At 61.8% G+C, this 12344-nt stretch carries 11 protein-coding genes and 1 pseudogene; 5 read left to right on the top strand and 7 right to left on the bottom strand.

Annotation, left to right across the window (positions count from 1 at the left end):
* Nucleotides 1-516: 516 nt before the first annotated feature.
* Both RMO57_RS22015 and RMO57_RS12615 read left to right on the top strand, forming a co-directional pair.
* Nucleotides 517-732 (top strand): annotated as a pseudogene (locus tag RMO57_RS22015) (hypothetical protein); the annotation flags it as partial.
* 10 nt (nucleotides 733-742) lie between these two features.
* Entirely contained in the window at nucleotides 743-1702 is a 960-nt protein-coding gene (locus RMO57_RS12615) for a tyrosine-type recombinase/integrase (protein ID WP_310387103.1), read from the top strand.
* A 210-nt stretch (nucleotides 1703-1912) separates the two neighbouring features.
* Here RMO57_RS12615 and RMO57_RS12610 read toward each other — a convergent pair whose 3' ends face one another.
* Together RMO57_RS12610 and RMO57_RS12605 are read right to left on the bottom strand one after the other, a co-directional pair.
* Complete coding sequence (locus tag RMO57_RS12610; RefSeq protein ID WP_310387101.1) at nucleotides 1913-2785, bottom strand: nucleotidyl transferase AbiEii/AbiGii toxin family protein; 873 nt, start codon at nucleotides 2783-2785, stop codon at nucleotides 1913-1915.
* Nucleotides 2773-3834, bottom strand: a complete 1062-nt coding sequence (locus tag RMO57_RS12605; RefSeq protein ID WP_310387099.1) for a hypothetical protein — start codon at nucleotides 3832-3834, stop codon at nucleotides 2773-2775. Before RMO57_RS12605 ends, RMO57_RS12610 begins: the two co-directional genes overlap by 13 nt.
* 708 nt (nucleotides 3835-4542) lie before the next feature.
* Here RMO57_RS12605 and RMO57_RS12600 point away from each other — a divergent pair.
* From RMO57_RS12600 to RMO57_RS12590, 3 genes are all read left to right on the top strand, one after another.
* Nucleotides 4543-6192 (top strand): hypothetical protein, encoded by a 1650-nt coding sequence (locus RMO57_RS12600; RefSeq protein WP_414896418.1) that lies wholly within the window; start codon nucleotides 4543-4545, stop codon nucleotides 6190-6192.
* 76 nt (nucleotides 6193-6268) lie between these two features.
* The gene (locus RMO57_RS12595) at nucleotides 6269-6463 is read left to right on the top strand and encodes a type II toxin-antitoxin system VapB family antitoxin (RefSeq protein ID WP_310387096.1); all 195 of its coding nucleotides are present in this window, start codon (nucleotides 6269-6271) and stop codon (nucleotides 6461-6463) included.
* Nucleotides 6460-6861 carry a PIN domain nuclease gene (locus RMO57_RS12590; protein ID WP_310387095.1) on the top strand — a complete coding sequence of 134 codons (402 nt, stop codon included), beginning with the start codon at nucleotides 6460-6462 and terminating at the stop codon, nucleotides 6859-6861. The genes RMO57_RS12595 and RMO57_RS12590 overlap by 4 nt, the downstream gene beginning before the upstream one ends.
* 201 nt (nucleotides 6862-7062) lie before the next feature.
* Here RMO57_RS12590 and RMO57_RS12585 read toward each other — a convergent pair whose 3' ends face one another.
* The 5 genes from RMO57_RS12585 to RMO57_RS12565 form a co-directional block, all read right to left on the bottom strand.
* Nucleotides 7063-8493: an aldehyde dehydrogenase family protein gene (locus RMO57_RS12585; protein WP_310387092.1), complete on the bottom strand. Its 1431-nt coding sequence runs from the start codon at nucleotides 8491-8493 to the stop codon at nucleotides 7063-7065.
* A gap of 93 nt (nucleotides 8494-8586) precedes the next feature.
* On the bottom strand, nucleotides 8587-9693 hold the full coding sequence (locus RMO57_RS12580) for an enolase C-terminal domain-like protein (RefSeq protein WP_310387091.1): 1107 nt from the start codon (nucleotides 9691-9693) through the stop codon (nucleotides 8587-8589).
* A 115-nt stretch (nucleotides 9694-9808) separates the two neighbouring features.
* Nucleotides 9809-10918, bottom strand: coding sequence for an ABC transporter ATP-binding protein (locus RMO57_RS12575; RefSeq protein ID WP_310387089.1), 1110 nt, complete (start codon nucleotides 10916-10918; stop codon nucleotides 9809-9811).
* Nucleotides 10919-10926: 8 nt separating this feature from the next.
* Entirely contained in the window at nucleotides 10927-11748 is an 822-nt protein-coding gene (locus RMO57_RS12570; protein ID WP_310387087.1) for a carbohydrate ABC transporter permease, read from the bottom strand.
* Nucleotides 11745-12344, bottom strand: a 600-nt coding sequence (locus RMO57_RS12565) for a sugar ABC transporter permease (protein WP_310387085.1), incomplete at its 5' end; no start/stop codon positions are given. The genes RMO57_RS12565 and RMO57_RS12570, both read right to left, overlap by 4 nt.

Raw genomic sequence — 12344 nt, 5'->3', positions numbered from 1 at the left:
TCGCCGCCACAGTTCGGGCAGTGCTGCATATTGATGTCAAACACCCGCTTGAGCGGCCGTGCCCAACTGATGCGTCCGGGCCCAACTTGGGCGGTTCAAGGCTTATTTGCCGGACGCACTGTAGCGTGATTGTGTTTGCCTGGCGCGAACGACCCTCGTGCCAGGGGTGATGTGCGCGTCTCCGAGTTCAGTCTGAACGATCAACTCGCACCGGCCAATGACTGTTTGCGGGCAAGCAGTTCTGAAAGTTGTAGACCCGCTTTCAGTCTCTATGCTCAGGACGCAACTATGTGCTGAAGCCAAGTGGTGACACAAGTGGTGACATGAGTGATGCAAAAGTGCAAAAACCCCAAGTAAATCGATTACTTGGGGTTCTATCCTGGCGGAGAGGGTGTCTCCTGCATATAACTCCAGGCAGGTCCGAGGAGTTCCATTCCAATCGCACTTTCAAAGGAGAATCTTCAAAATTTGATCCCGCTTGTTCCACCCATTTCCGCGCTGTTCCGGACTAAAATCATGGGCAGGGAAATGGGCAAAAACGGGTCCCAGAAACATGGGCAGAGAAGCGGGAACGCAGCAATGGCAACACGCACACTGAACAGGCTGTCAGCGAATCTGGTGAAGGCTTTGGCGGAGCGCGGCTATTACGCAGATGGTGGTGGGCTGTACTTCCGGGTGAGCGAGTTTGGCACACGGCTGTGGGCCTTCCGGTACACGCTCCGGCGCAGGCAAGGCCCGCGAGATGGGCCTGGGTCATTACCCTCAAGTCACGCTCAAGGACGCGAGAGAGCTTGCTCTGGAGGCCCGCAAGCTGCTTCGCGAGGACCTCGATCCGATCGAGAAGCGTCAGGCGCGCAGAAGCGCGGTCGCTGCCGACCGCCAGGCCGCGCTAACCTTCGCGCAGTGCGCGGCATTGTTCATCGCCGTCAAGGAAAAGGAGTGGAAGAACGCCAAGCATGGTGAGCAGTGGCGCACCACGTTGGCAACGTATGCCGATCCGGTGATCGGCAGGCTGCTGGTGCGCGACGTGCAGCTGGCCCACATCCTGAAGATCCTGGAGCCGATCTGGACCACCAAGACCGAGACGGCGTCGCGCCTGCGCGGGCGGATCGAGAACGTGCTGGACTACGCGTCCGCCCGGGGCTATCGCCAAGCGGACAATCCTGCGCGCTGGCGAGGTCACCTCGACAAAATTTTGGCTACACCGAGCAAGGTCGCCAAGGTCGAGCACCATACTGCACTTGACTACACAGAGATCGGCGCATTCATGGTCGAACTTCGCAAGCAGCCTGGCATGGGCGCGCGGGCGCTGGAGTTCGCCATCATCACGGCAGCCCGATCGGGGGAGGTGCGCGGTGCGAGCTGGGCCGAATTGGATCTGGACAAGGCGGTGTGGACCATCCCCGAAAAGCGCATGAAGGCCGGCCGCAAGCACCGTATTCCGCTGTCTTATTCTGCGGTGCAGATGCTGCGCGCTTTGCCTCGCATCGAGGACTGCGAGTTGGTGTTCCCAAATACGAAGGGCACGGCCCTTTCGGACATGACACTGACGGCTGTCCTGCGGCGCATGGGTTGCCCGGTCACCGCCCACGGATTTCGTTCCACGTTTCGCGACTGGGCGGGGGAGACCACGGCCTACCCGCGCGAGGTCATCGAGCATGCCTTGGCGCACCAGCTCAAGGACAAGGCCGAGGCCGCCTAAGCACGCGGCACCTTGTTCGACAAGCGCCGCAGTCTGATGGCCGATTGGGCGCAGTTCTGTGACCGGGTGGCCCGTACCGCGTAGGTCACACCGATCAACGACCCACGTACGGCAAGTTCATTGCCAGCGCGCTGACATCTTGCCGGTCGGGATCTTTCTCGAATTTGCCGGTGTATGGACCAGACGGTGGTGGACTTGGGGCGGTGCGACTCAACCCCGCAGCGCCATGGCGCGTAGCAGCGCGTCGATCTGTCCGAACGCATCCTGCTGCCACTGGTCGGGCGTGCGATTGCCGAGCGCGTGCGTGTCCTCGACGAAGCGTCTCACGCACGTGGGGCCGTGCCCCTCGAAGGTGTCGAATTTGTCGGCAATGTGCCGGAAGCCGCTCTCACCGCTGGCATGTGCCAGCAGTTGGCGGCATTCTTGCGCCAGGGCCTCAATCCCACCGGGGTAGTTCCGCACGCAGTAGTAGATGTCATAGGCGTCCTTCTGCTTGTAGCGGCCCGCCAGCGCATGGCCTTTCATCGCCAGCAGCGCGGGGATGGAACATACCGCGATCTCGACGCGGTTCATCCCTCCATCCGGCATCGGGCCGGCGACCGCCACCATTTGATAGAACCGCATCGCCAGATCTGCACCGTCCGCCCGCTGCACGGCGAAGTCGTTGATCAGGGGCGGATCGTTCCTGATGATCTTCGCGTCGCGCGGCATCAGGAAATCGACGACGACGTTGATCGCCTGGCCACCATCGCGCGCGGGAACCTGGCGAACCAATTGGAAGCGCCGAAGCCCCTCACGCTGGGCGTACCCATGGCCTTGGAGCGCACCGATCAAGCTTGCGTACTCGCCGTCTCCAAGTGCCTCAGCATCAAGCCCAACGTCCACGTCGAGCGTGCCGACGTGCGGCATATCCTCGTTGGCCAGCAGCAGCCAGGGGACCGCGCCGCCGATGATGGCGAACTTGCCCTTGAAGCTGCCAAGGATCTGGCCGATCTCGATCAGCACGGACTTCACGGCCGCGGTTGTGCGGTCGTCGTACTCGGCAGCCGACTGTGGTTCCTGGGGTGGTGTCATTGGGGCCATGTGAGCCGTTCTCGGCGCAAGTGGTCGGCGGCCTCGGCACCGCGTTCGCCGGCAATGGACAGGTCAAGAAATGTCTGAACCGGGCTCGTGCAGACCGCGCCGGGCGCAGGTTCGACGGTGTCTGCGAGCAGTCCCGAGTCCTTCGGCACGATGACGACCACGTTCTCGCCTTTTGAGGCAGGGGCGAGCTTCAGCGCTGCCTGGAGCCTGTGCAGTCCTTCCTCATCGGCGAAAAAGTAGTGCGTGCCGGTGCGCCCGTAAGGAGCGAGCCACTGCGCCGCCGAGAACGATGCGAACGCAGCTCGTCCAGGACCGTCCTTGGTGGCAAGGGCGCCTCGCGCCGCGTCTTCGAACGCGTTGCCATGCAATGGCGTGTAGAAGCGCAGCCGCTCACCTGGCGGCGCGGTGTAACTTTCGCGCCATGCGTCCAGCAGTGCGTCGGGCTCTGAGAGGACGAGGCCATCGTTCGAGGCGCGCGCCCACTCCCGATCAATCAAGCCGGTGCGCACGTTGCTGATGTGTCCCAGGCTGACCTTGGTGATTTCCGCCAACTCGGTGACGCGCCATGCACGGCCGGGTGCGCGCAGCATGGCGCGCAGCACCTGGGCCGACTTTGGCCTGAACAAGGATTTGAGTTCGCGTTGCTCGGCGGCTGGCTTGTCTGCCACCACGCGCTCGATGAACACGCCGCCGAAGGCGATGCGGGCGTTTCCCTCCCGGTCGAGATAGCCCACGCCTTTCTCTTCGCACAACAGCTTCACCGCGGGTGACAGGTAGGGGGAGATGAAGACGGGCGTCGCCTGGGGGGCTCGATGGGCCACGTAGTTCCGTAGTTCTAGCAACGCGGACCGGGCATGCCGGGGTTGACCGTTTGGCTTGTACGCGCAGACGAGCACGTGCTGCCGCCCGTCCACGAGGAGCTGGGCAATCAAGTCCGGCTCCCAATCTCCGGACATGGCTTCGGCCCCGATGCTTTCTACTTGAAGGATCGGGATGTTCTCAAGCAGCTCACGCAGCATTTCACCAGCGCGAGACACTGCTTCTTTCATTGAATTTACTCCTTTCAACACCTGTTGAAAATACCATATTTATTGAAATATTGCAAAATTTTCACTTTTCAATCTATTTTCAGCATCCGTTGAAAGCTACTCTTCTGCTGAAAATTGGAGGGTAGCCTTAGCGTCTGACAGGACGAATGGCTGCGACTGCGCGACTTTGACGCAGGAGTGCCCCCGCGGTGACAGAGAGGAGCGTCCAGCGATCGCATTCATCGTAGATGGTGGAACGGCGCCATCTGCCGGTTTTTTTTCAAATATTTCCGACACTTTCCGGCGCAATTACGTAACAGATATGTAGGGCCTTGATTTTCCGCAGACATGCGAAGTCGGGCCCACGCATGTTGATTCATACCCAGGAGAAACGGAATATGCACCAGAAGATCCAGCAAGAGCCGACTATCTTGCGTCGGCGGCACGTCGAGCAGCGCACCGGTCTGTCGCGCAGCACGCTCTACCCTGCCGCCGCCGGTGGCGCTGCGCGCTGTGTCGGCAAACCAAGGCCAACATCAGGGTCAACCCTGAGACCGGGCCAATCCTGCGCGCCGTGAACGTTCAAAGACCTGCCAACTCGCCAGCCCCGAGCCTGCAGACGCCCAGACTGCGCGCTGAATCCACCCGGACTTGCGTACTTCGGCCCTCTGCGGGCTCGGCCGGGAGCTTTTTCAGGCCCTTTCTTGGGGCGTCCTATGGCGTTTGAAAATCCTATTCCCCGTCGAGCATTTCCGCCAGGTGCTGCTGTGGCCGCTGCGCCTGGTGCAGACGCAGCCGCCCGGGACCGCGCAGCGCCACCCGTGGCAGGTGCTCAAGGACCTGGGCGAGGCCTCGCCCTGGCGCGAAGTGGTGGACGAATACACCGGAGCCGCATCCCAGTTCCACGAGCGCCACTACAGCGAGTTCGTGACCTTCCTGCCCTATGTGCAGCGCTTCCTGTACGGGGAGGGCCGCAACGCGGGTCGACCGGGGCAGCCAACGGTGGACTCGCCGATGCAGGTGTTCCGGCGCCACGACATCCGCCAGGGACGCATGACGCTGCGCCGCGGCGAGGCCCCGATCGTGCTCGATATCGTGCACATCGACCTGTACTTTTTCCTGGATGTGGAACTGGTGCTGCTCAACATCGAGGTCAGTGCCGACCACCTGAGCCTGGCGCAAGCGCAGGAGCTGATGTACCGGTTCGGGCGCGGCTATCCGGCGGGCTGGCAGGCCGATGGCCAGGCCCTGCATTGCCTGGCCGACCTGCAGTGGCTCGATGCGCAGGGCCACTCGCTGGCGCAATCGGACGTCCAGCAGCGCGAGGTGTTCCTGGCCCACGTGGCGCGCCATCGCGCACCGCGCATCGCCGCGCACTGGGCCTACCTGCTGCAACCACTGGTGGGCGACTACTCCGGCCAGGTCGGGGAACTTCGGTGCCGCCAGATCGAGTATTACCGCATGCCGCTGATGGCCTATCTGGCGCTCGACAACCCGCGCTTGCTGACCCGCAGCGACTTCATCCGGCTGGGCCTGGTGGCCTGGGCTGGCGCATCGGGCACGGATTCCGCCAGCCACCTGCCCTGCGCGGAGCAGCACCTGAGCGACTTCGAATCGCGCTACTGCCATGACCGCTTCTGGGCCGACGGAGGTGCGGCGCCCAACACGCGCTACCTGTGCACCGGGCATTCCCTGGTGGTCGTGGGCGGCGCCCATTCGGAGTTCTATACCTGTCGCGACCGCGGCGTGCTGTCGCAGTTCCGGCACCAGCATTTCCTGCTGTTCCTGATCGTCCATTTTCAAAAAGCCGCCTTGCTGATGTTTTCCGACAAGCTGGTGGAGGCGCTCAAGGACCTGCATGTCGACGACATCGGCAGCGTGCGCCGGTTCAAGCGCGCAATCCGTGCCAGTTTTGCGGGTTTTCTGCGTTTCACCCACCGCTACTGGTTCCATGACGTGGCCGAGCAGGCGCAGGCGCGCGCGCTGTTCCAGATGAGTGCCGGCCATCTGGGCCTTGACGCGCTGTATGCCGAGGTCAAGGAGCGCATCGCGGACATGAACAGTTATCTCGAAGCTGACAGCCTGCGCCGGCAGGCCAACACCGTGGTGCGCCTCACGGTCGTGACGATCTTCGGTCTGATCGGCACCGTGTCGACCGGTTTTCTCGGCATGAACCTGCTGGCCGAGGCCGATGCGCCCTGGAGCACCAAGCTGGCGATCTTCGGCACCGTCTTCGTGCTCACGCTCTCGCTCACGGTTTATACGATGGCCAAGTCCAAGCGCCTGTCCGATTTTCTGGACGCACTGTCAGACGAGCGGCTTACGGTCTGGCAAAAATGCAAGTCGCTGGCCCTGGTGTGGCGCGGCGACGACCACTGACCGGCTTGCGATCACGGACGCACGAGCAGCTCTGCAAAAGTTATGATGTGTACAAATCAACATTGAGGTACACAGCATGCGCACGAACATCGAGATCGAAGACAAGCTCATGAAGGATGCCCTGCGGGCAACTGGTGCGAAGACAAAGCGCGAGGCGGTTGAGCTCGGTCTCAGGACCCTGGTGCAACTGCGTGCCCAGGAGAAGGCGAGGGAGTTGAAAGGCAAAATCACCTGGGAGGGTGATCTGAACTCGATGCGGACCGACCGGTGATACTGGTCGACTCCAGTGTCTGGACCGACTATTTCCGGGCGGCGGACACGCCTCAAGTCGCGCTGCTTGACTCGTACCTTGGCAATGTCCGGCTTGCGGTGGGGGACCTGATCGCCGCCGAGGTGTTGCAGGGCGTGCGCGAGGAACGGCAGTACAGGTTGGTAAAGCGCACTCTCGATGCTTTCGAGCATGTTGACCTGGTGGGATACGCGCTGGCAGTCAGGGCTTCGCAACACTATCGGGCGCTTCGCGATCGTGGGGTCACGATTCGCAAGACCATTGACACGCTCATCGCGACGTATTGCATGGAGAACGACTTGACCCTGCTTCATGCGGATCGCGACTTCGATCCATTCGTTCAGCATCTCGGCCTCAAGATCGCGTATTCGGCAGCCTGATACTTTCTCAAGGATCGGGGCCATCGGCAATCACTGCGGGTGGCTCCCACAACCGCTTTTCTGACGGCACGCTGCCAAAGCGATGACGTACATCGCTCCGCCGGCATATCGATACCCACCCGTGAATCGCTTGCCAGTGCCAGGTTCTCGCTGACGTTCAACGGGTTTGCAGGACTGCCCGGACATCGGCAACGGTCGACCTTACACGCTGCTGTACCCGAGGATCGACTTGGTTTCCAAGTACTCCCTGATTCCGAAGTCCGCGTACTCGCGCCCGTTGCCTGACTGCTTGTAGCCGCCGTAGGGCACAGCAGGATCGTACGCCGGGTAATTCAGGTCCACCCTGCCAGTGCGGAGTCGGCGAGCCACGCGGCGCGCGCGTTCTGGGTCGGCCGACTGCACATAACCGCCCAGTCCGTAAGGGTTGTCGTTGGCGATGCGCACGGCGTCGTCTTCGTCTTGGTAAGCCAGGATCACCAGGACCGGCCCGAACACTTCGTCACGCGCGATCGTCATGCCCGGCTTGCAGACGAAGACCGTGGGCCTCACATAGTAGCCGCAGGTCAGACCAGTCGGGCGCCCGGGCCCTCCGGCGACGAGCTGCGCTCCTTCTTCGATCGCCTGCCCAATCATGCGCTGCACCTTGTCGTACTGGGCGCGATTGGCGACCGGACCCAGAATGGTGTCGGCGGCTTTGGGGTCGCCGACCACCACGCCTTCGGCAGTTGCCTTGGCGATGCGGACGACGTCGTCGAGACGGGCGCGGGGCACCAACATTCGTGTCGGCGCGATGCAGGATTGTCCAGAGTTGCGAAAGGACCCCATCACGCCTTTAGGGATGACCGACTCGAAGTCGGCGTCGGGCAGCACGACGTTGGCCGATTTGCCACCCAGCTCCTGCGTGACGCGCTTGACGGTATCGGCCGCCGCCTTGGCCACGGCGATGCCTGCGCGAGTGGAACCGGTGAAGGAGATCATGTCGACATCCGGATGCGCGGACAGGGTGGCACCCACCGTCTCGCCGTCGCCCTGGACAAGGTTGAAGACGCCGGCAGGCACCTTGGCTTCATCCAGCACGTCGGCGAACCATGCCGCGTTCAGGGGCGCCAGTTCGCTTGGCTTGAGCACCATCGTGCAGCCCGCGGCAATGGCTGGGGCGACCTTGCAGACAATCTGGATCATGGGGGCATTCCAGGGCGTGATCAGGCCGCACACGCCGATCGGCTCGTGCGTGATCATGCTCGTGCCCCGCCGCAAGTCGAAGTCCATGCTCGCCAGTGAAGCAATCGTCTGCTCCAGTTGCCTGAACGCTATCCCGGTCTGGAGTGCGAGCGACGGCCCACTCGGAATGCCGACTTCCTGGGTCATGAGGTCGGCGACTTCCTGGCTGCGTCGCTGATACACCTCGGCGATTCGGCCAAGGATCGCCACCCGGGCAGCTGGGTCAGTCCGCGAGCAACTGTCGAACGCCCGCCGGGCTGCCTTGACGGCCCGATTCACATCTTCAGCGGTGCCGAGCGCCACTTGGGCAATCACTTCCTCGGTCGCGGGGTTCAGCACGTCCTTCAATAGGACGCTGTTGGCGGGGGGCACCCATTTACCGTCGATATAGAACTTGTCGGTATACAGCATGGTTCCTTCCATTGATACAGTAGCGGCGCGTTGATGGGCTGATTGACCGCCACCTCACATCCTCAAGTGTTGGTGCCAGCCGGTAGGTACAGGTCACGTCGTCAGTTCGAATTTCTTGTTCGCCGCAATGTAGTCGTGGTCGATCTCGACGCCGATTCCGGGCGCTTCCGGCGGGCGGACGAACCCTTGCGCATCGGGTGCCAAATAGGCCTTGAGTGCGTAGTCATAACCTTCCTCGGGCACCAGTATCTCTATGTATTCGGCGTTCGTCGCGCCACACAACACGTGCAGGTTGGCGTAATTCATCAAGGGGCTGGCGCCGTGGTGCGATGCGACCTTCACACCGAAAGCCTCGCACAGCACGGCTGTCTTGACCATGCCGGTCACACCGGCCTTCCAGTAGACATCGCACAGCACCATGTCGAGCGCGTCCGCACGCAAAAAGTTGGCAACAGAGTACACGTGACCGGCCACGGTCTCGGCTCCGACGATCGGGATGTCGAGAGCCCGACGCAACTGTGCGTAGCCTTCGATGTCGTAGTGCGATGTCGGCTCCTCGTACCAAGTGAACCCGAGTTTGTCGATGGCCCGGCCGACCTTGAGCGAATCGATCCGGTCGTATGCTTTGGCCACGTCAAGCATCAGGGCGACATCAGGGCCGACAGCCTCACGCACAGCGCGGCACAGTTCGATGTCCTTGGCGGCGACCTGGAACGGGTGCAGCTTGTAGGCCTTGTACCCGCGGGCCACACAACGGCGGGCCTCCGCGACGTAGGCATCGATCGACTCCATGTTGGCCGAGCTGGCATAGGCCAGAATGCGGTTGCTCCGGCCGCCAAGCATGCGGTACAAGGGAACGTTTGTCGCCTTGCCGAGCAGGTCCCAAAGCGCCACGTCGATAGCGCTGACGGCAAATACCGGAACGTATCCAGCGGGTTCCATGGATACCATGGCTTGCCAGATCGCCTCGTGATCGCGCGCGTCTTGCCCGACCACTCTGGGCGCAAGGGACTTGACAATCGCCTCGGCAAGACCGCGGCCAGACTGACCGCCATGGGCGCGCGCCATCGCGCTGCCTTCCAAGCCACCTTCGGCCTCCACGGTGACGAGCACGATCTCCTGGTCATGGCCGAACCGTTTCGCATGGATGGGGACCGCAGGCTGCCCGTAGCACACTGTTCGGATGTGGGTGATTCTCATCGGGGGCCGCCTCCCGAACATCCGCCTAAAGGTGGTGAGCTGAATAGTGGCAGCATGGTGCTTCTCTGTTTGGCGTGTTGCACTAGGCAATTGTTTGTCACATCGCTGGCTGCAGTCACTGGAAATCGAGTGCCTTACCAGTTTGCGCGTCGAACCAGCGTACCCGATCGTCCGAGCTCGGATTGAGCCCGATCGGCTGACCGGGAGCGAACATGAGTTGCGCCGGCAGGAACGCAGTGACCAGGGTATCGCCGATGTCGGCGCGCAGTTGTACGCGTGATCCCATGAACTCCACCGTCCGTACGGTACCTTTGAGCCGCGCCGTTTTCAGATCACCGGCGACAAGATCCTCTGGGCGGATGCCTGCGCTGACAGAGCTTGCCAAACTGCTCGTCCGCGGCGGGGCCACAAGATCGACGCCATTGGATTGGAGCCGTCCATCGGCGAATCGGCCGGAAAAGATGTTCATCCCGGGTTCGCCAAGGAATTGCGCCACAAACAGATTGGTCGGCTGGTAATACAGCTGTTGCGGCGTGCCGACTTGCTCGATGCGACCGTTTGACATGACGACGATGCGATCCGACAGCGTCATCGCCTCGCTCTGGTCGTGGGTTACGTAAAGCATCGTCGCGCCCAGGCGCAAATGCAGATCCTTCAGCTCCGAGCGCATCTGGATCCGCAACTGCTGGTCGAGGTTCGACAACGGCTCGTCCAACAGGTAGAGGGCAGGAGTTCGCACCATCGCCCGCCCAAGCGCAACGCGTTGGCGCTGTCCTCCGGATACCTCGCGGGGGTATCGGTCAAGCAGCTTTTCCAGGCCCAGGCTGGCGGCAGCTTCCATGACTTTTTTCCGAACATCGGTCTCGGCCATGCGCCTGCGCCTGGCGCGCAATGGAAAGCCGATGTTCTCGAACACGGTAAGGTGCGGATAAAGCGCATAGGACTGGAACACCATGGCGATGTCCCGGTCCGAGGGCTTGGCCGTCGTGACATCGTGATCACCGATGAAGATCCTTCCTTCGCTCGGTAAATCTAGCCCGGCGATCATGTTCAGGGTGGTGCTCTTGCCGCACCCGGACGGACCCAGCAGGGTCAGGAACTCGCCTGGGTCGAGGTGGAAATTGATCCCGGAAACCACTTGCGTCGTGCCGTAACTCTTGGCCACATCGACAAACCGGGCGGAGCGCGCGGCAGTACCGGCGCAGGACAGGACTGGTGTCGTCATTGCGAGCGTCATCCCTTCACGGAGCCTTCGGAAAAGCCGCCGATCAGATAGCGGCGAAACAGCAGGAACATCACAACCGGCGGCAAAGTGGCAATGACGACTCCAGCCATCAGAGCGCCCCAGTCCCGGCCATGAAATCCCTGAAAGAAAATGAGGGCGACTGGCAGCGTTCTCAGGCGGGGCGTGTCGACCATGGTCGTGGCCGTGATGTAGTCGTTCCAGGAATAAAGAAAACCGAACGCCGCAGCCGCGATCAGCGCCGGTTTTGCACCCGGAAGAAGTACTTTCCATACCGCTTCCCAACGGCCGTAACCGTCGACCAATGCCGCCTGTTCCAGTTCTCTTGGAAGGCTTGAGAATTGGGCACGCGTCATCCAAACTGCGAATGGCACCACATGCGCCGCGTACAGGATGGGCAGGGTCAGACGGGTGTCGAACAGGCCGGCGAAGTTGAACATGATCTGCGTCGGGAGCAGGACCGCAAAGCTGGGCACTGCCATGGCCCCCATGAAAATCAACAGCACCAACCGCTTGCCCGGCACCTGAAAACGTACCAGCGCGTAACCGGCGACGGCGCCCAGCGCCACCGCTATGGCGACGGCGCTGACGGTGTAGATGGCACTGTTCAGAAAATTCCATTGCACACCTTCGGCGATCAGCCTTCGGTAATGGTCGAGTGTCGCTTCGGTCGGAACAAGGCGCGGCGGCACCGCAAAGATCTGGTTGGTCGCCTTCAGGGATGTGGAAATGGCCCAGACGATCGGCCCCAGGACAACCATTGCTGCAATCAGCGAAAAGGCGGTCAACACCGAGCGGGAAAGCGGTCTCATGCGTCGCTCCGTGTCTTGTCGCCGAGCAACTTGACGTATCCCACGATCAGCAGCATGTTGATGAGAAACATCATGATCGCAATTGCGTTGCCACGGCCCTGGTTAAGCTCCACGAATCCGGTCTCGTAGAGCAGGAAACCGAGTGTTGTGGTGCGGTGAATGGGGCCGCCTGATGTCAGCCCGATGATGATTTGCACCTCATTGAAATAGCTGATCGTCAGCATGGAGAGCACGATCAGCAAGGACGGTGCGAGTAACGGCAAGGTGATTTTGCGGAAACGCTCGATGACACCCAGCCCGTCGACGGCAGCGGCCCGGTACAGATCGGCGGGTATCTGGCCCAAGCCCGCAATCAGAATGATTGACGCGAAAGCGAACGTTCTCCAGACACCTACGACAATGACCGTGGGCATCGCAAGGGCCGGGTCGGCAAGAAGGTTGGCGGGTGGCAGTCCGGCAAAGGCCAGGATGCTGGTGGCGAGGCCGCCGGGGGACGGAAGCAGAATCCATTTCCACAACAGGGCCACAACGATCGGACTCATCGCCCAAGGCACCAGTAACACGGTGAGCAACAGGCGTCCCCGGGCGCCGAGCTG

This window comes from Roseateles sp. (assembly GCF_031397715.1).
Taxonomy (GTDB): Bacteria; Pseudomonadota; Gammaproteobacteria; order Burkholderiales; family Burkholderiaceae_C; genus Paucibacter_A.
Note: the sequence above shows the minus strand (reverse complement) of the source record. Positions and strands in the feature narration are given on the sequence as shown.